This window comes from Novosphingobium sp. 11B (assembly GCF_054589055.1).
The window spans coordinates 7,182-29,078 of sequence record NZ_BAAILP010000332.1; the positions used below are offsets into that span (position 1 = coordinate 7,182).

Annotated in this window: 21 protein-coding genes; 13 read left to right on the forward strand and 8 right to left on the reverse strand. The window is 66.0% G+C overall.

Going from position 1 to position 21,897, the window contains the following annotated elements:
* Positions 1–57: 57 nt before the first annotated feature.
* From ACYPYD_RS27265 to ACYPYD_RS27275, 3 genes are all read right to left on the reverse strand, one after another.
* Positions 58–945, reverse strand: coding sequence for an HpcH/HpaI aldolase/citrate lyase family protein (locus tag ACYPYD_RS27265; protein WP_459666920.1), 888 nt, complete (start codon positions 943–945; stop codon positions 58–60).
* Between the two features lie 306 nt (positions 946–1,251).
* Positions 1,252–2,115 (reverse strand): SDR family NAD(P)-dependent oxidoreductase, encoded by an 864-nt coding sequence (locus tag ACYPYD_RS27270; protein ID WP_459666921.1) that lies wholly within the window; start codon positions 2,113–2,115, stop codon positions 1,252–1,254.
* A 50-nt stretch (positions 2,116–2,165) separates the two neighbouring features.
* On the reverse strand, positions 2,166–2,813 hold the full coding sequence (locus ACYPYD_RS27275) for a TetR/AcrR family transcriptional regulator (protein ID WP_459666923.1): 648 nt from the start codon (positions 2,811–2,813) through the stop codon (positions 2,166–2,168).
* A gap of 132 nt (positions 2,814–2,945) precedes the next feature.
* Here ACYPYD_RS27275 and ACYPYD_RS27280 point away from each other — a divergent pair, with 132 nt between their 5' ends.
* The 7 genes from ACYPYD_RS27280 to ACYPYD_RS27310 all read left to right on the forward strand — a co-directional run bounded on the left by ACYPYD_RS27280 (position 2,946) and on the right by ACYPYD_RS27310 (position 10,327).
* The gene (locus ACYPYD_RS27280) at positions 2,946–4,295 is read left to right on the forward strand and encodes a hypothetical protein (protein ID WP_459666924.1); all 1,350 of its coding nucleotides are present in this window, start codon (positions 2,946–2,948) and stop codon (positions 4,293–4,295) included.
* A complete protein-coding gene (locus ACYPYD_RS27285) occupies positions 4,292–5,707 on the forward strand; it encodes an acyl-CoA reductase (protein WP_459666925.1) in 1,416 nt (471 codons plus the stop codon). The genes ACYPYD_RS27280 and ACYPYD_RS27285 overlap by 4 nt, the downstream gene beginning before the upstream one ends.
* A 236-nt stretch (positions 5,708–5,943) precedes the next feature.
* On the forward strand, positions 5,944–6,174 hold the full coding sequence (locus tag ACYPYD_RS27290) for a biotin/lipoyl-containing protein (protein WP_008830979.1): 231 nt from the start codon (positions 5,944–5,946) through the stop codon (positions 6,172–6,174).
* Between the two features lie 41 nt (positions 6,175–6,215).
* The gene (locus ACYPYD_RS27295; protein WP_008830978.1) at positions 6,216–6,767 is read left to right on the forward strand and encodes a peroxiredoxin; all 552 of its coding nucleotides are present in this window, start codon (positions 6,216–6,218) and stop codon (positions 6,765–6,767) included.
* Between the two features lie 119 nt (positions 6,768–6,886).
* Complete coding sequence (prfB, locus tag ACYPYD_RS27300) at positions 6,887–8,014, forward strand: peptide chain release factor 2 (RefSeq protein ID WP_036522883.1); 1,128 nt, start codon at positions 6,887–6,889, stop codon at positions 8,012–8,014.
* 110 nt (positions 8,015–8,124) lie between these two features.
* Positions 8,125–8,889, forward strand: coding sequence for a class I SAM-dependent methyltransferase (locus ACYPYD_RS27305; protein ID WP_008830976.1), 765 nt, complete (start codon positions 8,125–8,127; stop codon positions 8,887–8,889).
* Between the two features lie 31 nt (positions 8,890–8,920).
* Complete coding sequence (locus ACYPYD_RS27310) at positions 8,921–10,327, forward strand: NAD(P)H-dependent flavin oxidoreductase (protein ID WP_008830975.1); 1,407 nt, start codon at positions 8,921–8,923, stop codon at positions 10,325–10,327.
* A gap of 21 nt (positions 10,328–10,348) precedes the next feature.
* Here ACYPYD_RS27310 and ACYPYD_RS27315 read toward each other — a convergent pair whose 3' ends face one another.
* From ACYPYD_RS27315 to ACYPYD_RS27325, 3 genes are all read right to left on the reverse strand, one after another.
* Complete coding sequence (locus ACYPYD_RS27315) at positions 10,349–10,825, reverse strand: DUF805 domain-containing protein (RefSeq protein WP_459666926.1); 477 nt, start codon at positions 10,823–10,825, stop codon at positions 10,349–10,351.
* A gap of 31 nt (positions 10,826–10,856) precedes the next feature.
* Positions 10,857–12,155: an ammonium transporter gene (locus tag ACYPYD_RS27320; RefSeq protein WP_459666928.1), complete on the reverse strand. Its 1,299-nt coding sequence runs from the start codon at positions 12,153–12,155 to the stop codon at positions 10,857–10,859.
* Positions 12,156–12,297: 142 nt separating this feature from the next.
* Positions 12,298–13,296 (reverse strand): 2-hydroxyacid dehydrogenase, encoded by a 999-nt coding sequence (locus tag ACYPYD_RS27325; RefSeq protein WP_459666929.1) that lies wholly within the window; start codon positions 13,294–13,296, stop codon positions 12,298–12,300.
* A gap of 83 nt (positions 13,297–13,379) precedes the next feature.
* On the opposite strand from ACYPYD_RS27325, the gene ACYPYD_RS27330 reads away from it, so the two are divergent.
* Entirely contained in the window at positions 13,380–13,856 is a 477-nt protein-coding gene (locus ACYPYD_RS27330) for an SH3 domain-containing protein (protein ID WP_459666931.1), read from the forward strand.
* A gap of 10 nt (positions 13,857–13,866) precedes the next feature.
* On the opposite strand, the gene ACYPYD_RS27335 is transcribed toward ACYPYD_RS27330, so the two are convergent.
* Positions 13,867–16,662 carry a bifunctional diguanylate cyclase/phosphodiesterase gene (locus tag ACYPYD_RS27335; RefSeq protein ID WP_459666933.1) on the reverse strand — a complete coding sequence of 932 codons (2,796 nt, stop codon included), beginning with the start codon at positions 16,660–16,662 and terminating at the stop codon, positions 13,867–13,869.
* Between the two features lie 277 nt (positions 16,663–16,939).
* Complete coding sequence (locus tag ACYPYD_RS27340; protein WP_008833065.1) at positions 16,940–18,133, reverse strand: acetyl-CoA C-acyltransferase; 1,194 nt, start codon at positions 18,131–18,133, stop codon at positions 16,940–16,942.
* Positions 18,134–18,564: 431 nt separating this feature from the next.
* Here ACYPYD_RS27340 and ACYPYD_RS27345 point away from each other — a divergent pair, with 431 nt between their 5' ends.
* Genes ACYPYD_RS27345 through ACYPYD_RS27365 form a run of 5 tightly spaced genes read left to right on the forward strand, consistent with a single transcriptional unit; the run spans position 18,565 to position 21,876 of the window.
* Positions 18,565–18,939: an NADH-quinone oxidoreductase subunit A gene (locus tag ACYPYD_RS27345; RefSeq protein WP_036522900.1), complete on the forward strand. Its 375-nt coding sequence runs from the start codon at positions 18,565–18,567 to the stop codon at positions 18,937–18,939.
* A 38-nt stretch (positions 18,940–18,977) separates the two neighbouring features.
* Positions 18,978–19,505 (forward strand): NuoB/complex I 20 kDa subunit family protein, encoded by a 528-nt coding sequence (locus tag ACYPYD_RS27350; protein WP_197524448.1) that lies wholly within the window; start codon positions 18,978–18,980, stop codon positions 19,503–19,505.
* Positions 19,506–19,511: 6 nt separating this feature from the next.
* Positions 19,512–20,321: an NADH-quinone oxidoreductase subunit C gene (locus ACYPYD_RS27355; protein ID WP_459666935.1), complete on the forward strand. Its 810-nt coding sequence runs from the start codon at positions 19,512–19,514 to the stop codon at positions 20,319–20,321.
* 2 nt (positions 20,322–20,323) lie between these two features.
* Positions 20,324–21,529: an NADH-quinone oxidoreductase subunit D gene (locus ACYPYD_RS27360; RefSeq protein ID WP_036522905.1), complete on the forward strand. Its 1,206-nt coding sequence runs from the start codon at positions 20,324–20,326 to the stop codon at positions 21,527–21,529.
* Positions 21,526–21,876: a nuclear transport factor 2 family protein gene (locus ACYPYD_RS27365; protein ID WP_459666937.1), complete on the forward strand. Its 351-nt coding sequence runs from the start codon at positions 21,526–21,528 to the stop codon at positions 21,874–21,876. Before ACYPYD_RS27360 ends, ACYPYD_RS27365 begins: the two co-directional genes overlap by 4 nt.
* The last annotated feature ends 21 nt before the right edge of the window (positions 21,877–21,897 follow it).

The following is a 21,897-nucleotide window of genomic DNA, read 5'->3' on the forward strand; positions in this document are numbered from 1 at the left end:
AAGCTCAGCCTGAGCGGAATTGAGAGCGAGGGATTTCAATCCTCGCTGCTCGTCACATTACCCCCGCTCATCCTGAGCTTGTCGAAGGATCTGCTCCGCCACCGCGACCAGCCGCCGGGCCTGCTCCAGATGCAGCAGTTCGGTCATCTTGCCATCGACCTTGATCGCGCCCTTGCCCTGGTTCTCCGGCAGCGCGAATGCCGCGATCACCGAGGCCGCCCAGCCAAGGTCCGCTTCGCTCGGTGAGAACACCGTATTGCAGGGCTCGATCTGCGCGGGATGGATCAGGCTCTTGCCGTCGAAGCCGAACAGCAGCCCCTGCCGCGCCTCCGCCTCGAACACACCTAAATCGCGGAATTCGTTGCAGACGCCGTCGAGCACGGTGACGCCGTGCGCCCGCGCGGCCGCGACCGCCATCGACAGGAACGGCAGGAACGGCGTGCGCTCGGGCACGGACTGCGCGCGCATCTCCTTGGCGAGATCGTTGAGGCCCATGATCCACAACGACAGCCGCGTCGAACGGGCCTTCGCCGCGATCGGCTCCAGCGCGAAGACACTCGCGCAAGTCTCTATCATCGCCCAGAGTTGCAGGGTTTCGGGAGCGCCGCTCAGCGCATCCTGCAGCCGGTCGATGTCCTGCGGGCCGTTGACCTTGGGCGCCAGCACCGCGTCGGCCTTCGACCCGGCGACGGCGGCAAGGTCCGCCGCGCCCCATTCGGTATCGAGCCCGTTGACGCGGATCGCGACTTCCCGGTGGCCGAAGCCGCCTTGCGCGATCGCGGCGACGGCGGCAGCGCGTGCCTCTTCCTTGGCCTCGGGCGCGACCGCGTCCTCGAGGTCGAGGATCACCACGTCGCAGGGCAGGGTGCGCGCCTTGGCGAGAGCCTTGGCATTCGAGGCGGGCAGGTAGAGCGCGCTGCGGCGGGGGCGGTCGATCGAAGTCATCAGGGCAGGTTCCCGTGTCGAGTATGTCGCCGCCTCCTTGCGGCGCGCGGCGCCACGGGGTCAAGCGCGGGCGCCGTGGTTTTTAGGGTATCGACCAACCGCTACGCAAATTCCTCTAGGCCTAAAGAACAATTTGCAATCGTTTGCCTGCTATATACCCTTTATCAGCCGCAAATGGTCGCCCGCGCATCGCGGCCAAGGGCGCGGAGTCCTCTCCCTTCCTCCGCGCCCTGAGCGGTAGCCCATGCGGGTCGCAGACGTCGCCCCGTGACCTGCTCCATCAAGGATCGGGCACGGGGCACTTCCTCAGAGATCGGCGAGAATGCGCTCGCTCTCCTGCCACAACCGCGCGGCCGCCGCATCGTCGAGCGCCTGCGGGGCGGCCGGAATCTCGGCAAGGTCGTGGAAGTAGCGCCCCCCGTTCACGCCCGCCTCGGGCGCGGTGGCGAGCCAGACGATCGTGCGCGCGGACTGCTCGGGCGAGACGAGATCCTGTCCCTTGCCATAGGCCTGCAGCGAGGCTTCGCCGTGGCTCCAAAAATTCGAGCCGACCTTGCCCGGATGCATGGCCTGCGCGGTGATGCCCTTGTCGGCGAGGCGGCTGGCCAGTTCGCGGGTGAACAGCAGGTTGGCGAGCTTGGCCTGGCAATAGGCGGGACCGGTGGCGAAGTCGTCCAGCATCATCAGGTCGTCCCAGCGCATCGCTTTCGCCTGTTCGTGCGCGAGCGATGAGACGGCGATCACCCGCACCGTGCCGGAGGGGCTGTCCTGCGCCGCGCGCTCCAGCAGAGGGAGCAGTTCGCGGGTCAGCAGGAAAGGGGCAAGGTGGTTGGCGGCAAAAGTCGCCTCCAGCCCCTCGGATGAGAGGTAGAGCCCGTCGCGGATGCCGCCCGCGTTGTTGACGAGGACGTGGACCTTGTCGGTTAGCGCGGCGATCTCGCTCGCGACGCGGCGCACGTCGGCCATCTCGGCGAAGTCGCCGCGCAGGAAATCGACTTTGCCGAAAGCGCGCAGTTCCGCTTCGGCGGCGTCGCAGCGGGCCGGATCGCGCCCGGTCGCGATGACGTGCCAGCCCATGCGGGCGAACTCGGCCGCACTGGCCTTGCCGATGCCGGAACTGGCGCCGGTGATCACGACGACGGGCTGCGGCTTCGCGGAATTATCGGACATTTCGGCATTCTCCCTCGCGCGCCCGGCCTTTGCGGGTCGCGGTGTCTTGTCTATCGTGGCTCGGCCCCCTTGAGGAACAAGTCGATCGCGAAGCGCACGCGCCGGTCGATGTCCTGTTCGGTCAGCATATTGCCCGACAGAATGAAGCGCACCGGGCCGCTGACGACCATGCTCATGAACACGTTGGCCGCAAGCATCGCGTCGCCGATGGCGAGGCGGCCTGCCTCGGTCTCTTCCTCGAGGATCTGCGCGAGGAACCGCACGGTCGGCAGCGCGGCGATGTCGTAATAGGTCTGGAAGATGTCCGGGAAGCGGTAGCTCTCGGTATTGATGAGCCGTTGCAGCTTCGCACCCGCAGGTTCTCCCACCAGTCCGATCCGCAGCATCGCGATGGCAATGAGCGTATCCTCCAGCGTGTCCCCGCGCGTGGCGGCGATCGTCCCGCTACCGACCGCACGGGCCTCGGTGCCGTGGCGGACGGCGGCGCGGAAAAGCGCGGCCTTGTCCGGGTACTTCGCATAGACCGTGCGCTTGGTCATGTTCACGTCGGCGGCGATCCCCTCGATCGTGGCGCTTTCGTATCCCTTGTCGAGAAAGTGTTCGAGCGCGGTGTCGAGCAGGGCGACCTGCCGGGCCTGCGCCTGTTCGCGCGTGGGTCGGCCCGCCTTGGGGAGCGCAGGGTGCGTGTCTTCGAGCATGATCCCCATGGACCCGATTTGGCTTGCGTCGCCAAGAGGCTCGTGAATAATGAAACGCATAAGGTGTTATTAATCGAGTCGCGATGGACTGTCCAGTCCGTCGCGGCGGCAAGGGAGAGGAGTAAGGGAAGCATGGGCATTGCTGCGGACAAACTCACTGCGCTGGTCGCTGACCCGGAGCGCTTCGCGTTCTCCGCGGGCGACTTGCGCGAAACCCAGGTCGCCGCGCTGGACGAGCGGTTTCAGGAGCGCCGCGATCGGATCAAGCTGCTCGGCCTGCGCGCCCGCGACGCCGGGATCGACAGCATCGCGCGGATCGAGGACGTGGTGCCGGTGCTGTTTCCGCACACCGCCTACAAGTCCTATCCGGAAAGCTACCTGATGGACGAGCGCTGGGATCGGCTGACCAAGTGGCTCGGCACGGTCTCGGCCTACCCGATCGAGGGCATCGCGACGGACGGGATCGCCGGGATCGACGACTGGATCGCGCGGCTGGCGGAGCAGGGGCACTTCATTTCCTGCTCCAGCGGCACCACCGGCAAGTCGGCGATGCTGATCGCCTCGCGGAAGGACATGGACTGGTCGCGGATCGACACGGTCAACGTCTTCGCTTGGGGCTCGGGCGTTGTGCCGGCGCAGGACCGGCTGATCGTCGGCTGCGCTCCCGTGGCGACGGTGCCCAAGAACGCGGCGATCGCCCAGGCGCAGTACGAGGCTTTCGCCAATCCCGAGTGGCCGCGCTGGGCCTATCCGGTGCCGCCGATCACGGTCGGTTCGCTGACGGCGATGGTGGTCATGCGCAAGAAGATCGCCGAGGGCACCGCCCGTCCGGACGAGATCGCCGCCTTCGAGGAAACATCGGCCGAGCGCGCGCGGCTGGTCGCCGATGCGGTGCCCGCGACGGCGCAGTTCATCATCGAGAACCGCCACCGCAAGCTCCAGCTTTCGGGGCTGTGGAACGGGCTGTGGCAGGTCGCCAAGGCCGTGCGCGACGCGGGCTACGGGCGTGAGGACTTCAATCCGGACAACTCGATCTACGTCGGCGGGGGGCTCAAGCGCGCGCAGCTTCCGGCGGACTATCAGGACTATGTGTTCGAGACGTTCAACATCCCGGCCGACCGGCATTTCCAGAACTATTCGATGCAGGAACTGAACTCCGGCATGCCGAAGTGCCGAGAGGGCGGGCGCTATCACGTGCCGCCGTGGATCGTGCCGGTGCTGCTCGACAAGTCGGGTGACGAGGCGCTTCCCCATGCGGGCGGCGAACAGGAAGGGCGCGCGGCGTTCTTCGACCTCTCGCTCGACGGACGCTGGGGCGGCGTCATCACCGGCGACAGGATTTCGCTGGACCATTCCCCTTGCGCTTGCGGGAACCACGGCCCGTCGATCCGCGACGACATCGCCCGTTATGCGGATCTGGAAGGCGACGACAAGATCGGCTGCGCAGGCACGGTCGACGCTTATGTGCGAGGTGTGGCATGAACGAGATCGCACAGCCTGAGGTCAGCGAAGACCTCGTCTCCGCCCCGTTCTTCCTGCGCGGCGAGGTGCTGCACGGGACCGACGTGATCCAGACGTCGCGCGACCTCGGCGTCACGTTCGCCACGCCGCGCATTCCCTTCGACCGCGCAGTGCCGCCGCGCACCGAAGTGCCGCCGCTCCTCAACGTACCGCTGGCCGAGATCATCGACTTCCTCGTCGAGACCGGCCAGCGCCTGCTCGCGCACGACAACTCGCACATGCAGGAATGCATCGAGCGGATGTGCCGCACGCATATCCTGCCACGCGCGGTGGTAGAGAACACCGCGCGTCATGCGGCCGCCTATCTCGACAAGCGGGTGCTGATGGCGGAAGTCGAGCAGAACTTCCCCGATCCGCGCGCGCTCGACGAATGGGTGCCGAAGCAGGACTTCACCGGCCGCAGGAGCTTCGTGCGCGCCTTCGCACCGCGCCTGATCCATGTGCTGCCGGGCAATTCTCCCGGCGTCGCGGTGAAGTCGGTGGCGCAGGGGGCGATGGTGAAGGGCATCAACCTGTTCAAGATGAGCAGCGCCGATCCCTTCACCATGGTCGCGATCCTGCGCACGATGGCGGACCTCGATCCCACCCATCCGATCGTGCGCTCGATGTCGGCGGTCTACTGGCGCGGCGGCGACGATGCGACCGAGCGGGTGCTCTATCGCCCGCAGTACTTCGACAAGATCGTCGCCTGGGGCGGCGGGGACGCGATCAACAACGTCATCAAGTACCTCGGCCCCGGCTTCCAGCTGGTGTCCTTCGATCCCAAGACCTCGATCTCGATGGTCGGGCGCGAGGCGCTGGTGGACGAGGCAACCATCGACCGCGTCGCGGACTTGTGCTCGGCGGACGTGATGACACTCAACCAGGAGGCCTGCGTCGCCAGCCGCTTCCAGTTCGTCGAGGGGGACGAGGCGGCGGTAGACCGTTTCTGCGCGCGCCTGCACCATCACGTGGCTCGCCGTGCGGCGGAAAGCGGCGACGTGCGCCCGCTCGACATGGACATGCGCGAAGCGGTCGAATCGATGACGCTGATGGATGACGAGTACGGCGTCTGGGGCCGCACCGACGGGCGGGGCCTGGTGATCCGCTCGGATGAGCCGGTGGACTTCCACCCGATCAACAAGACCGCCAACGTCGTGCGCGTGGGCAGCCTTGACGATGCGGTGAAGTGGATCAACGTGGCGACGCAGACGGTCGGCTTCTACCCGTTCGACCGCATGGCCGCCTACCGCGACCGCCTCGCCGCCGGGGGCGCGCAGCGCATCGTGCATCTGGGAGAGGCGGGGCCTTCGACCATCGGCAATCCGCACGACGCGATGTACCCGCTTCACCGCTTCGTGCACTGGATGGCGCACGAGGACGGGCGGGGGTAGCGCAGGCACCCTTCGACAAGCTCAGGGTGAGCGGGGTGGAGTGGATTTCCTGCCCCATCGCAAGGTTCTTCCAACCTCCGACCCCGCTCAGGCTGAGCCTGTCGAAGCCCTCTCCGATCACCCGCAACATCGCCGAGACGGATATGTCCGCCCCTCGCTTGCCTGCCGCCGCGAGTGCGCTACCCATCGATCGAACAGCCCGCCATGCCGGGCACGCGAAGGGGATCATAACCACCATGGCCGTCGAAATCCTGCTCCCGAAGATCGGTTTCTCCATGCAGGAGGGCCAGGTCGCCGAATGGCTCGCCGCCGATGGGGCGCAAGTGACCGAAGGCCAGCCGCTATTCTCGCTGGAGGCGGACAAGTCCACCAACGAGGTCGAATCTCCCGCTACCGGCACACTCAAGATCGTCACGCAGACGGGCGAGACTTACGAAGTCGGCACCGTTCTCGGCTGGATCGAGTAACCGGCTGGACAGGCGCGGATCGTCGGGTCACTATCCGCGTCATGAACCGCCTTCTTACCGCTGTCGCCGCCTTCGGGCTCCTCGCCGTTTCGGGCACCGCGCATGCCAGTCTCGCAGTCGGCGCGAAGGCCCCGCAGTTCGCGGCCAAGGGCGCCAAGGCGGGCAAGGAGGTCGATTTCGATCTCGCCAAGGCGTTGAAGAAAGGGCCGGTCGTGCTCTACTTCTATCCCAAGGCATTCACGCAGGGCTGCACGCTGGAGGCTCACGCCTTCGCCGAAGCCACGCCCGAGTTCGCGCAGCTTGGCGCAACCGTGGTGGGCATGTCGGCGGACGACCTGCCGACGCTCAAGAAATTCTCGACCGAGGAATGCCGCGACAAGTTCGCGGTCGCCACCGCCAGCCCCAAGGTGACCAAGGATTACGACGTTGCACTCACCCGGCCGGGCGTCCCGGCGGGCATGACCCAGCGCGTCAGCTACGTCATCGACCAGAGCGGCCACGTCGCCTTCGTCCACTCCGACATGGACTACCGCGAACACGTCACGATGACGCTGGCGGCGGTCAAGGCGATGAAAGCCAAACGTCCCGGTTGAACCCGGCCCCTTGCGCCGAACCGCCTGAGCGCCACTTTACAAACAGCCGTACTGCGCTAAGCGGTGCGGCTCGTTTGTTTCAGGCCGGTCGTGATCCCGGCTCATCGGAGATTTTCGCCATGCGTGCCGAGGGGCAGGCCCACATTGTCCGTATCGAGAAGGCCCTCGCGCTGGTCCGCAAGTTCCTCGACTGGGACCGCGCGCTGCGCCGGTTCGACGAGCTGAACGCGCGCGTCGAGGACCCGACCCTTTGGGAAAAGCCCAAGGAGGCCGAGGCGGTCATGAAGGAACGTCGCCGTCTCGAGGCCGCGATCGGCGCGGTGAACTCGATCAGCGCCGAGATGGCCGATGCCGTCGAGTTCGTCGAACTGGGCGAGATGGAAGGCGATGAGGAAACCATCGCCGAGGGCCTGTCGGCGCTCGCCGCGCTGGCCGAGCGCGCCGATCAGGACAAGGTCACCGCGCTGCTTTCGGGCGAGGCGGACGGCAACGACACCTATCTCGAAGTCCACGCCGGGGCCGGCGGAACCGAGAGCCAGGACTGGGCGGAAATCCTTCAGCGCATGTACACGCGCTGGGCGGAGCGCCACGGCTACAAGGTCGAGCTGGTCGACTATCACGCGGGCGAAGCGGCGGGCATCAAGAGCTGCACCCTGCTCATCAAGGGCGAAAACGCCTATGGCTATGCCAAGACCGAAAGCGGCGTCCACCGCCTGGTCCGCATCAGCCCTTATGACAGCGCGGCGCGGCGCCACACCAGCTTCTCGTCGGTGTGGGTCTATCCGGTGATCGACGATACCTTCGAGATCGAGATCAACCCGTCGGACCTGAAGATCGACACCTATCGCGCTTCGGGCGCGGGCGGTCAGCACGTCAACACCACCGATTCGGCAGTGCGCATCACGCACCAGCCCTCGGGGATCATCGTCGCCAGCCAGATCGACCGTTCGCAGCACAAGAACCGCGAAATCGCCATGGGCATGCTGAAAGCGCGCATGTTCGAGGCCGAGATGCGCCGCCGCGAGGAAGCCGCGAGCGCCGAACACGCGAGCAAGAGCGACATCGGCTGGGGGCACCAGATCCGCTCCTACGTGCTGCAGCCGTACCAGCAGGTGAAGGACTTGCGCACGGGTGTGGTCTCGACCGCGCCCGACGACGTGCTCGACGGCGCCCTCGATCCGTTCATGGCCGCGGCCCTGTCGCAGCGCGTGACCGGCGAGAAGGTCGAAGTCGAAGACGCCGACTGAAACGTGGCGGCCGTCTCGTCCCGGGACAGTGGCCGGGGCGAGGGGGCATGAATGCGACGGATCTCTTTCAACCGTTTTGCCAATCGGGCGCACAGGCGCTAAGGGGCCGCATGTTTCGCGCGCATACCCTCTTTCCGGCCGTGCTGGTGCCTGCTCTGTTGAGCCTGGCCGCCTGCCAGCAGCCCGCCGTCGATGACGGCCGGGAAAAGGGCGCGCCGAAGTTCCCCAAGCCCGATCGCCCCGTTGCGCAAAGCACCTCCAGCACGTTCTCCACCGAAGCCCAGCGCGACAGCGCGGGCGAGGCCAACACGGTAATGGACCTTGCAGGCGTGGCGCCTGGCATGAGCGTGGCCGATCTCGGCGCGGGCGAGGGGTACTACACCGTCCGCCTCTCGCACCGCGTCGGCAAGAAGGGCCGGGTTCTGGGCGAGGATATCGATCGCGGTGCCAACGAACGCCTCGCCACGCGCGTCATGCGCGAGGAACTGGAGAACGTCTCGATCAAGCTGGGCCGCCCGAGCGATCCCAGCCTGCCCGAGAAGAGTTTCGACCGCATCTTCCTGGTCCATATGTACCACGAGGTCGGCGACCCTTACGGTTTCCTCTGGAGGCTGCGCCCGGCGCTGCGTCCCGGCGGTAAGCTGGTGGTCGTGGATGTCGATCGCCCCGCCGGTGGGCACGGCCTGCCGCCTTCGCTGCTTTTCTGCGAATTTGCGTCGGTGGGCTATCGGTTGACGGAATTTGTTCGCAAGCCCGAATTACAGGGCTATTATGCGCAGTTTGAAGCCGCAGGGGCAAGGCCTGCGCCGGCAGATATCAAGCCGTGCCGAATTTCGGGGGTAGCGCCGCCGAAAACCAATGGATCGCAGGGCTGAGCCGCGAAAGCCTGGGGAAAGACGAGAGAAAATGAGTTTCAAGGGTCTCAAGCCGATCATCTATGGTGGCCGTGAAGTCTGGCCGCTGGTCGAAGGCGGCAAGGGCGTCGCCGCGACGAACCACATGAGTTCGGGCGCGTGGGCGGCTGCGGGCGGCATCGGCACGGTCAGCGCGGTGAATGCCGACAGCTACGACGCCGAAGGCAAGATCATCCCGCAGATCTACAACGCACTGACCCGCAAGGAACGCCACCAGGAACTGATCGACTACGCCATCGACGGCGCGGTCGAGCAGGTCCGCCGGGCTTTCGACATTTCGGGCGGCAAGGGCGCGATCAACATCAACGTCCTGTGGGAAATGGGCGGCGCGCAGCAGATTCTCGAAGGCGTTCTGGAAAAGACCCGGGGCATGGTCACGGGCGTCACCTGCGGTGCGGGCATGCCTTACAAGCTGTCCGAGATCGCGGCGCGCTTCAACGTCAACTACCTGCCGATCGTCAGCTCCGCGCGTGCGTTTCGCGCGCTGTGGAAGCGTGCCTATCACAAGGTCGCCGACCTGATGGGCGCGGTGGTCTACGAGGATCCGTGGCTGGCGGGCGGTCACAACGGCCTGTCCAACGCCGAAGACCCGCTCAAGCCCGAGGATCCGTATCCCCGCGTCAAGGCCCTGCGCGACACCATGCGCGCGGAAGGCGTGCCGGACAGCGTGCCGATCGTGATGGCGGGCGGCGTCTGGTTCCTGCGTGACTGGAACGAATGGATCGACAACCCGGAACTCGGCTCGATCGCGTTCCAGTACGGCACCCGTCCGCTGCTGACGCACGAGAGCCCGATCCCGCAGGCGTGGAAGGATCACCTGCGCACGCTGGAGCCCGGCGACGTGCTGCTCCACCGCTTCTCGCCCACCGGCTTCTATTCCTCGGCCGTGCGCAACCCGTTCCTGCGCAATCTGGAAGCACGCTCGGAGCGTCAGATCCCCTATTCGAAGGTTGAGGCGGGCGTGCACACCGTACGTCTCGACGTCGGTGTGAAGGGCAAGAACTTCTGGGTCGCCCCTAAGGATCTGGAGCGCGCGCGCACCTGGTCGGCGCAGGGCTTCACCGATGGCCTGCGTACGCCGGACGACACGATCATCTTCGTGAACCCGGCAGAGCGCGACGAAATCCGCAAGGATCAGGCCGACTGCATGGGCTGCCTGTCGCACTGCGGTTTCTCTTCGTGGAAGGACCACGACGACTACACCACCGGCCGCCTCGCCGACCCGCGCAGCTTCTGCATCCAGAAGACCCTGCAGGACATCGCCCACGGCGGTCCGATCGACGAGAACCTGATGTTCGCGGGTCACGCGGCCTACAAGTTCAAGCAGGACCCGTTCTATTCAAATGGCTTCACGCCGACCGTCAAGGAACTGGTGGATCGTATCCTGACCGGCGACTGATCGGACAGGCCAACGCGGCTTTCAAGCGGCCGGTACGGAGCGATCCGTGCCGGCCGTTGTCGTTTCGGAGCGGGACGGCCAGGCGACCATTGCAAGGAAGCTGGCGACGGCGGGCAAGGTCAGCAACCAGTCGACATAGCTGAGCACGGCCTCGATCGCGCTGCGCACGCTCCATCCGGCAAGGATGCCAACGAGTTCCAGCAGCAGCATGCGGGCGACGAGGATCAGCAGAGGGGCGCTCCACCAGCCGCTTCGGCCGAAGTCGTGGAAGCGGCGGATCGACAGGGCGAACAGGGGCAGGGCGACCTTCACCTGTACGCTCAGCATGACGGCGCGCAGGACAGGGCTGGGATCGAGCCAACTCGTCGCCAGGGCCAGCACTGCGACCGGGATCTGCGAAATCAGGATGTAGGTGACGAACTCGCGGCGGTCGGCCTTGCCGCGAAAGTCCAGGGAGCGGGCGACACTGCGGCCTGCCTGCCGGAAATAGGTGATCATCGCCGCATTTCCGGTTTTGCGGGGGTGAGTGTCAATCGAAATTCCATGCCCGTTCGCCGTGGGTGGCGCTGTCCAGTCCTTCGCGTTCGGCATCCTCCGACACCCGCATGGGGAACGCCAGCGACGCCATGAGCGCGAGGATCACCGTGCCGACGAGCGACCATACCGCGACCACCAGCACGCCGATCCCCTGCGCCGCAAGTTGCGCGACCGGGTTCATGTCCTCGCCATAGCCGACGCCGCCGAGACCCTCCGAAAGGAACACCGCCAGCAGCAGCGAGCCGACGATCCCGCCGACGCCCTGCACTGCGAAGACACCGAGGGCATCGTCGATCAGCAGCTTGCGACGCACCAGCCGCATGGCGAAATGGCAGGTCACGCCGCTTAGCACGCCCATCAGGATGGCGGCGCCCGGCGATACGAAGCCCGCCGCCGGGGCCAGCGTCGCCAATCCGGCGACCGCGCCGCTCGCGAAGCCGATCGCGGTCGGCTTGCCGATCGTCAGCCGCTCTACCAGAAGCCATGCCATGGCGGCGGCCGCGGCGCCTACGTGCATGGCGATGATGGCGGCGGCGGCATCGTCGTTGGCGGCGACGGCCGATCCTCCGCTCAGCGCCAGCCAGCCGACCCACAGCAGCGCAGTGCCCGCGATGGCGAGCGCGGGCGCATGCGGCGCGGTCAGGCCCTGCACGACGCCCTTGCGCCGCCCGTGCATCACCGCGACGACCAGCGCCGAGACACCGGCGGTCACATCGACGACGATCCCGCCCGCCCAGTCGAGCGTGCCCACGCCTTGCGCCAGCCAGCCTCCGCCCCAGACCCAGTGCGCGACCGGCGCGTAGACGACGAGGCTCCACAGCGCGGCGAAGGCGACGACCCAGCCGAACCGTGCCCGCTCCGCGCAGGCGCCTACGATCAGGGTCGGGGCGAGGGCGGCGAAGACCATCTGGAACAGTGCATAGGTGCTTTCCGGTACGGCAGTTCCCGCGCGCACGTTGCCCAGCGCGATCAGCATCCACGCATTGCCCTTGCCCAGCCAGCCTCCCCCCACGTCGCCGAAAGCGAGCGTATAGCCGACCATGACCCACAACGTGGAGGCCGCCGCGAAAATCGCACCGCACTGGATCAGGATGGACAGCACGTTCTTCGCCCGGACCTGCCCGGCATAAAGCAGTGCGACGCCCGGCAGCACCAACAGCGCCAGAACCGAGGCCGCAAGAAGCCACGCGGTGTCGCCGCCGTCCGCGACGTCGAGCCGCCCGTCCTGCGCGAAGGCGGCCGTCGGCGCCAGCGCGGCGAGCGCCGCCGGTAGCAGCAGACGAGCAGCCATTGTCGAACGCCTGAACATCGCGCGGTCATTCCTCAAGAGATTCGATCCCGCGATAGCGGCCGAACCCTTTACGCCGGGTTAGATCAGGAAGCTAATTCGGGACAAGGGGTTGCGATCCCGAAGTGGATCGGTGCCTGCGATTTCAGATCAGGTCGGGCAGGACCATGTCGGGCGGGCGATGGCCGTCCACCCACGACCGGATATTGGTCACGATCTTGTGCCCCGCCGCGCCGCGCCCTTCGTACGTAGCGCTGCCGAGGTGGGGGAGGGCGACGAGACCGGGCATCGCCAGAAGACGCGGATCGACCTGCGGCTCGCGCTCGAACACGTCGAGGGCAGCGGCGATGCGGTCGTGGGACAGCGCCGTGATCAGTGCCTCCTCGTCGATGAGGCGACCGCGGCTCGTGTTCACGATGCAGGCGCCCGGCTTCATCAGCCCGAGCCGACGTGCGTCGATCAGATGCTCGGTCTCCGGTCCGGCCGGGCAATGGAGTGTCAGGATGTCGGCTTCGGCGACGAGCCGGTCGAGTTCGGGCTCATATCGCGCCGAAACCATGTTCTCGACCGCCGGGGGCAGGCGGTGACGGTTGTGATAGCGAATCTCCAGCCCGAAAGCCCGCGCCCGGTGCGCCACCGCCTGACCGATCCGCCCCATGCCGACCACGCCCAGCGTCTTGCCGCTGAGCGAATGGCCCAGCATCGAGGAAGGCGCCCAGCCTTCCCAGCGCCCCTCGCGCAAGGTCCGGGCATTCTCGCTGAAGCGGCGCGAGACGAGGATGATCAGCGCGAGCGTGAGGTCGGCGGTGTCGTCGGTGAACACGCCGGGCGTATTGGTCACCAGAATGCGGTGCGCGCGTGCAGCGGCGAGGTCGATGTGATCGGTTCCCGCGCCGAAGCTTGCGATCATCGCGATGCGCTCTCCAGCTCCGGCGATCATCGCGGCGTCGATCATGTCGGTGACGGTCGGCACCAGCACATCGCAATCGCGCATCGCCGCCTCCAGTTGCGCCCGTGTCATCGGTCTGTCGTCGGGGCTGGGGACGAGGTCGAAAAGCTCGGCCATGCGTGCTTCCACCTGCGGCAGAAGCCGCCGCGTGACGATCACCCGGGGACGGGGCGGGAGCGGGCGCGCGGTGTCCATTTCGGGACATGGGCTAGGCCGTCCACAGGGGCGTGGTCAAGCGCCCTTGATGGGCCTCGGCGCCGCGCGGTAAGATCGCCGCGATGAACCGTCCCGCCTTCCTTCTGCCGCTCGTTGCCCTTGCCTTTCTGGCCGGACAGCCCGCGCGCGCCGCCAATGACAACAAGGTGCCTTACTGGGCCTCGATCGATGCGGAGATCGCCAACTTGCGCGTAGGGCCGGGCGATTCGTACCGGATCGACTGGGTCTATCGCCGTCCGCATCTTCCGGTGAAGGTATTGCGCCGCGAGGGCCCGTGGCGCCTGGTGGAAGACCCCGAGGGCTCGAAGGGCTGGATGCGCGACCTCCTGCTGTCCCGCCAGCGCGCGGCCATGGTCAAGGACGGCAGCCTGATCGAGATGCGCGCCAAGGGCAGCAGCGCGGCCGCCATGCTCTGGCGCGTCGAGCCGGGCGTGGTCGGCCTGCTTGGGGAGTGCAAGGAGGGCTGGTGTCCGTTCGACACCGACGGGCACAAGGGCTTCGTACGCGAAGAGCAGCTTTGGGGCACCGGGGAGCCCTGAGATTCGGTTCTCAGCCGGTCTGCAGGTTGTCCGCCGCTTGGCCGATGAGGCTCGGGGACAGGCCCGGCCTGCCGAAGTAGAATCCCTGCGCCTCGTCGCAGCCCTGTTCCCGAAGCAGGTCCAGTTGCTCGATCGTCTCCACGCCTTCCGCCAGAACCGGCACGTTGAGGCTGTGGCCGAGCGCGAGGACGGCCTTGATGATCGCGCAGGCCTCCACGCTCTGCTGTGATCGCAGCACGAACGACTTGTCGATCTTGATCTTGTCGAACGGGAACGAGTGCAGCGTGTCGAGCGAGGAATAGCCGGTCCCGAAATCGTCGATCGCGATGCTGACCCCCAGCGTCTTGATCTGGCGCAGGAAATGCAGGGCGCGCAGCTTGTCGGCGATGATCGCGGTCTCGGTGATCTCCAGTTCGAGGCGGCGCGGCGACAGGCCGGTCTCAATCAGGATGTTCTGCACGATCGCCACGAAGTCGTTCTGCAGTAGCTGGATGGGCGAGAGATTGACGGCGACCTTCAGGTGATCCGGCCAGGACCGCGCCTCGCGGCAGGCTTCGCGCATGACCCATTCGCCGATGCGGAAGATCTCGCCGGTCTCCTCGGCGATCGGGATGAATTCGACCGGCGAGACAAAGCCACGCGTCGGGTGGCGCCAGCGCAGCAGGGCCTCGTAGCCGGACAGCCTGCCGGTCGCGAGTTCATGCTGGGGCTGATACAGCACCGTGAGTTCGCCGCGATCGACCGCATGGCGCAGGTCATTGGCGATCTGGCGGCGGGCACGCGCCGTCTCGTCCATTTCCGGCTCGTAGAAGGCGATGCGTTCGGTGACGCTGCCCTTGGCGCGGTACATGGCGAGGTCGGCGTTGTTGAGCAACTGCTCGCGTCGGGCGCCGTCCTCCGGAAACACCGCGAGGCCGATGCTGCCGCCGAGGTGAAAGGCGTTGTCGTCCGCCCCGAACGGAGTCGCGAAGCACTCTTCGACGCGCTGGAGGAAGACGTCGAGTTCGTTCCGGTCGCGGAAGCGCTTGGCGGCGGCAAATTCGTCGCCACCAAGGCGTGCGACGATCTCGCCGTCGTCGAGCACATCGACCATGCGCTGGGCGAGATGTTGCAGAGCGGCGTCGCCTGCGGAATGGCCGCGGGTGTCGTTGATTTCCTTGAAGCGGTCGAGGTCGATCATGACTACGGCAAGCTGGTGTCCGAAATGGCGCGCCTCTTCCAGTTCGGCGTCGATCCAGTGGGCGAAGCTGTTGCGGTTGGGCAGGCCGGTCAGGTTGTCGTGCATCGCCATGTGCGCGATCTTCGCCTCGGAGCGGCGGCGTTCGGTGATGTCGTCGAACGTCACGACGCGCCCACCGCCGGGCATCGCGCGGCTCGTCATCGATACGACGAGGGTTTCGCCGAGGTCGAGGGTGACCGACGCGGCGGCCATGTCGGCGACGGGGCGCGTGAAATGGCGATGCAGGTCATCGCGGCGCCCGCGCGAGGCCGAGCGCCCGGCGGGCGCGGCGAGAACGGCGCCCGCGACGGCTTCGGCCTTCATGCCTGACAGGGAGGTGTCCGGGGCGATTCCCCAGATCGCGTTGAAGCGCGGATTGGCAATGCGCAGGCGGCCGTCCGCGTCGAACAGGCACAGGCCCTGGTGCATGTTGGCCAGCGCCGCGTCGAGGTGGCCCGTCATTTCACGAACCCGGTCCTCGTCCTCCTTGAACCGCGTCATGTCCCGGGTGATCTTGGCGAAGCCGATGTGCTCGCCAAGTTCGTTGGCGACCTTCTCTATGGTGACGTGAGCCCAGAAGCGGGTGCCGTCGCGCCGGACGCGCCAGCCCTCGCCGCTGAACTTGCCTGTCTTGGCGGCATCGGTGACGGCGCGGCGGGGCAGGTCGTCGGCTTGATCTTCGGGCGTGTAGAACGCGGCGAGCGGCATTCCGACGGCTTCATCGGAAGAGTAGCCCTTCAGGCGCTGTGCGCCCGCGTTCCAGTTGACCACCTGACCGTCGCGGTCGAGCATGTAGATCGCGCAGTCGGTGATGCCCTTGACGAGAATGCTCATGTCGCGCTCGGTCGCATGAAGCACGAGGCGGGCTCGGCGGGCGATGCTCAGGACCGCGATGCTGATGGCGAGCAGGGCGAGCGATCCGGCGCTGATAGCGGCTGCCATGCTGTCGGGGGAGAGCAGGGTGCCGCCGTGCAGGTCGAGCGGCGCGGGCGTCAACTGCATCGCGGCCATGCCGGTGAAGTGCAGCGACACGATCGAGAGGGCCAGCAGGCCCGCAGCCGCCAGCGCGCTGGGAATCGAACGCCCCTTGACCGAAAGCGCGAGGGCGGGGCAGGCGGGCAGCACCGCGAAGAGCAGCGACACCGCGACGAAGGCGGGACGCCAGTGGATGTCGGCGGGAAACTCGATCGCGGACATGCCGATGTAGTGCATCGCGATGACGCCCGAGCCCGCGAGCAGGCCGGCAAGCGCGAAACCCTTGCGATGCGGCAGGGCGAGGGAGACCGCGAACGACAGCGAGGTCATGACCACCGCGATGAGCAGCGAGATCACAGTGGCGGGAACATGATATCCCACGACCAGTCCTGGGCCGTAGCCGAGCATCGCGACGAAGTGCGTTGCCCAGACGCCGAAGCCGATAGCGCTGCCCGCACCCACGATCCAATGGCACGCAGCCGATCCCGACAAGTGACGGGCATGACGCAGCAACTGCACCGCGCACAGGGTGGAGACGACGCAGATCGCGGCTGCCAGCAGGACAAACCATCTGTCATGCTGATCGTGAATGCACAGCAGAACGTCGAACATCGGCAACCCTAGTCATCAGAAACCTGATGGCTGTTAGGGTTTATTGGTTAACACGGGCCTAACTCTGTTCCCGCAGTGAGGTCATGTCTGACTGAAACACCGTTCGTCATCCCCGCGAAGGCGGGGACCCAGCTGATGCCGGTGCAACAGGAACTGTCAGGAGAGGGGTTCCCGACTTCGCGGGGATGACGATGACACGGATCGCCCACCACAAGACACGCCGCGCGTTAGGAAATGCCCCCTGCCCGGGTTGCGGGCAGAGGGAATTTCCTTGTCGTCAGGCCAGTTCGACCGCGATCGCCGTGGCTTCGCCGCCACCGATGCAGAGGCTGGCGACGCCCTTCTTGAGGCCCTTTTCCTTGAGCGCGTTGATGAGCGTCACGATGATGCGCGTGCCCGAGGCACCGATCGGATGGCCCAGTGCGGTCGCGCCGCCGTGGATGTTGACCTTGTCGTGCGGGATGCCGAGGTCGTGCATCGCGAACATGGCGACGCAGGCGAAGGCTTCGTTGACTTCGAACAGGTCGACGTCGGCGAGGTTCCAGCCCACCTTCTCGACCAGCTTGGTGATTGCACCGACCGGGGCGGTGGTGAACTTGGCCGGCTCCTGCGCGTGAGCCTCGACGCCGACGACGGTGGCCACCGGCGTCAGGCCCTTGGCATCGGCTACGCTCTTGCGCGTCAGCACCACGGCGGCCGCGCCGTCCGAGATCGAGCTGGAGCTGGCGGCAGTGATCGTGCCGTCCTTGGCGAAGGCGGCGCGCAGGGTGCGGATCTTGTCCGGATTGCCCTTCGGCGGCTGCTCGTCGGTGTCGACGACGACTTCACCCTTGCGCGTCTTCACGGTGACGGGGACGATCTCCGCGGCGAAGGCGCCCGAGGTGATCGCTTCCTGCGCGCGGCGCAGCGACTCGATCGAGTAATCGTCCTGGTTCTCGCGGGTCAGCTGGTATTCGTCGGCGGTGACCTGCGCGAACGAGCCCATCGAGCCGCCTTCGTAGGCGTCTTCCAGACCGTCTAGGAACATGTGGTCGTAGATCGTGTCATGACCGGCACGTGCGCCCGAACGGTGCTTCTTCGAAAGATACGGGGCGTTGGTCATCGATTCCATGCCGCCCGCGATCACCACGTCGAGCGAACCGGCGGCCAGCGCCTCGGCACCCATGATGACGGTCTGCATGCCCGAGCCGCAGACCTTGTTGACGGTGGTAGCCTGCACCGACTTGGGCAGGCCGGCCTTCAGCGCGGCCTGGCGGGCAGGGGCCTGGCCGAGACCGGCGGGCAGCACGCAGCCCATGTAGATTCGCTCGATGTCCTCGCCCGCGACGCCTGCACGCTCGACGGCGGCCTTCACCGCGGTCGCGCCGAGGTCGGTCGCCGATACGTCCGCCAGCACGCCCTGCAGACCGCCCATGGGGGTGCGCGCATAAGAGAGGATGACGATCGGGTCGGAAGCCGAAATCTGGGCCATTGGCATACCTTTCACACTGATGACTGTTCTAGTTGACGAACGGGATAATGTTGCGCTGCGTCAATTGCAATGATGCGACAGTACGAGCCGCCTCTACACCGTCCCGCCGGTTTCATTCGGACGATGGCCAGGAGATGGGAAGCCTTGCCTGATTGCCAAGATATGTCGGCCGCGTTTCGCGAACAATTCGCAATAAACCGGTTGCGCGAAGCGACTTGACGATTGCGTCAGGCGCCTCGGGGTGGGCAAGCGCCGGGAAACTGCGGGATTGGACACTTTGTCGTGTTGCAATGCAATGCGAATGGCGGATTATTGTGCCGGGATACCCTTGCGAGGCGCGGTAGGCTGGCCTAAGGACGCGCCAACTTGACGGGCTCACCATGACATATTCGAGTCCGCCAACGTCGCATTCGCGGTAAGAGGCAAGAACATTGACCGATCTGTCGCAATACCTGCCGATCCTCATCTTCCTGGTGATCGCGCTTGGGCTTTCGTCCGTGATCGTGTTCCTTCCGCTGGGCGTTGCCCGGCTGACCGGCACGCACCAGCCCAGCGCCGACAAGAACAGTGAATATGAGTGCGGCTTCCCCGCCTTCGAAGATCCGCGCAGCCAGTTCGACGTGCGATTCTACCTGGTGGCGATCCTCTTCATCATCTTCGATCTCGAAGCTGCCTTCCTGTTCCCCTGGGCCGTGTCGCTCAAGCTGACGGGCTGGGCCGGCTGGGCGACGATGATGGTATTCCTGGGCGAACTGGCCATCGGCCTCGCCTATGCATGGAAAAAGGGAGCTTTGGACTGGGAATGAGCACGCTCGTTAACTCGGCGGGCCAGCCTCTGGCCCCGATGTCGCCGGTCGGCGGCGCGATCACCGCGCCCGACCAGTCGTTTTTCAAGGATCTCAATCAGGAAGTGTCCGACAAGGGCTTCCTGGTCACCTCGACCGAGGAACTGTTCCAGTGGGCCCGCACGGGTTCGCTGTGGTGGATGACTTTCGGCCTCGCGTGCTGCGCGGTCGAGATGATCCATGTCAACATGCCCCGCTACGACATGGAGCGCTTCGGCGCCGCGCCGCGCGCTTCCCCGCGCCAGTCGGACGTGATGATCGTGGCAGGCACGCTCTGCAACAAGATGGCCCCCGCGCTCCGCAAGGTTTACGACCAGATGTCGGAGCCGAAGTACGTCATCTCGATGGGCAGCTGCGCCAACGGCGGCGGCTACTATCACTACAGCTACTCGGTGGTGCGCGGCTGCGACCGCATCGTGCCCGTCGACATCTACGTGCCGGGTTGCCCGCCGACTGCCGAAGCGCTGCTTTATGGCGTGATGCAGTTGCAGCGGAAGATCCGCCGCGTGGGCACCGTCGAGAGGTAAGGCCAGATGCCCGTTCTGCATTCCGCTCCGAAGATCGCCTCGAACGAGGGCGTCCTCGACGCTCTCGTCGCCGCGCTCGGCTCGAAGGTCGTCTCCGCGAAGGAGGAGCATGGCGAGATCGTGCTCACCATCGCGCGTGACGAGATCGAGAACGCGCTGCGCATCCTGCGCGACGATCACGAATACCAGCAGATGATGGAAATCGCCGGCGTCGATTATCCGTCGCGCCCTGAGCGTTTCGAAGTCGTCTACATGCTGCTTTCGGTCACGAAGAACCATCGCATCATGGCGAAGGTGACGGCGGCCGAGCACACCCCGGTCCCGACGATCACCACGCTGTGGCCGAACGCCGGCTGGCTGGAACGCGAAGTGTTCGACATGTACGGCGTGATCTTCGCCGGCAACAAGGACCTGCGCCGCATCCTCACCGACTACGGTTTCGAGGGCCACCCGTTCCGCAAGGACTTCCCGCTCACCGGCTACCAGGAACTGCGCTATTCCGAAGAGGACAAGCGCGTTGTGTACGAGCCGGTCAGCCTCGCGCAGGATCTGCGCCAGTTCGACTTCATGAGCCCGTGGGAAGGCGCCGACTACATCCTTCCGGGTGACGAGAAGGCTCCGGCTCCCTCAGCGCCTGCCGCCGCTCCGACGCCCAAGGCGACCGAGAGCAAGGCCGATACCGGCGCCGGTGACAAGGCGAACGAAAAGGCCGCCGAAAAGGAATCCGCGCCCGCTCCGGCCAAGACCGAAGACGGGAAGGCCCCTGAGGCGCCCAAGGAAACCGAAAGCCGTCCGGACAAGGGAGACGCCAAGTGAGCATGCTGCTTGAACAGTCGCCCACCACCGGCGACGAGGTCATCACCAACTACACGATCAACTTCGGTCCCCAGCACCCGGCGGCCCACGGCGTTCTGCGCATGGTCATGGAACTGGACGGCGAGATCATCGAGCGGATCGATCCGCACGTCGGCCTGCTCCATCGCGGCACCGAAAAACTGATCGAACACAAGACGTACCTTCAGGCGCTGCCGTACTTCGACCGCCTGGACTACTGCTCGCCGCTCGGCATGGAGCACTCCTACGTGCTCGCGATCGAGAAGCTGCTGAACCTCGAGGTTCCGCTGCGCGCCCAGTACCTTCGCGTGCTGTTCGCCGAGCTGACCCGCATCTGCAACCACATGATGAACATGGGTTCGCACATCATGGACATCGGCGCGATGACGCCGAACCTGTGGCTGTTCGAAATCCGCGAGGACTGCCTCAACTTCTTCGAGCGCGCCTCGGGCGCCCGCATGCACTCGGCCTGGTTCCGTCCCGGCGGCGTGCATCAGGACGTGCCGCTCAAGTTGCTGACCGACATCGCCGACTGGCTCGACACGCGCCTGCCGGAACTGTTCGAGGACGCGCTGAGCCTCGTCGCCGACAACCGCATCTTCAAGCAGCGCAACGTCGACATCGCCACGGTGTCGAAGGAAGACGCGCTGGCATGGGGCTTCTCCGGCCCGATGATCCGCGGTTCGGGCATCGCCTGGGATATCCGCAAGGCGCAGCCCTACGACGTCTATGACCGCATGGACTTCGAGGTTCCCGTGGGCACCAGCGGCGACTGCTACGACCGCTTCATGTGCCGCGCCGAGGAAGTGCGCCAGTCGGCCCGCATCATGAAGCAGTGCCTGCGCGAGATGCCCGAAGGTCCGGTGGCCTCCACCGACCGCAAGGTGGTTCCGCCCAAGCGCGCCGAGATGAAGAGCTCGATGGAATCGCTGATCCATCACTTCAAGCTCTACACCGAAGGCTTCCACGTCCCCGCGGGTGAAGTCTACGTCGCGACCGAAAGCCCCAAGGGCGAATTCGGCGTCTATCTCGTCTCGGACGGCTCCAACAAGCCGTACCGCTGCAAGATCCGCCCGACCGCGTTCAGTCACCTGCAAGCGATGGACTTCATGTCCAAGGGTCACATGCTGCCTGACGCCACGGCGATCCTGGGCGCCATGGATATCGTGTTCGGGGAGTGCGATCGTTGAGCCTTCTGGACACCGCCAAGGCCATGATCGCGGCCTACAACGCGCAGGACGTGGACACGTACGTCTCGTACATGACCGATGAGGCTTGCGAGGCGAACTATCGCGGCGCCGTCGTGCGCGAAGGCAAGGAAGGTACCCGTTTGGGCCTCGCCGCCGCTTTCGCCAAGTGGCCGCAGAACAAGGCCGAGATCGTCGAAGCCTCGCAGATCGGCGCTTACGTGCTGATGCGAGAGCACGTGACGCGCGGACCTGCGAGCGACGGTTCGGAACTCGTGGACCCGTTCGACGTGATCGCGGTCTACAGCTTCGAAGGCGACAAGTGTTCGCGCGTCGAATTCATTCGTTGATGATCGCAAAGGGGTGGGACC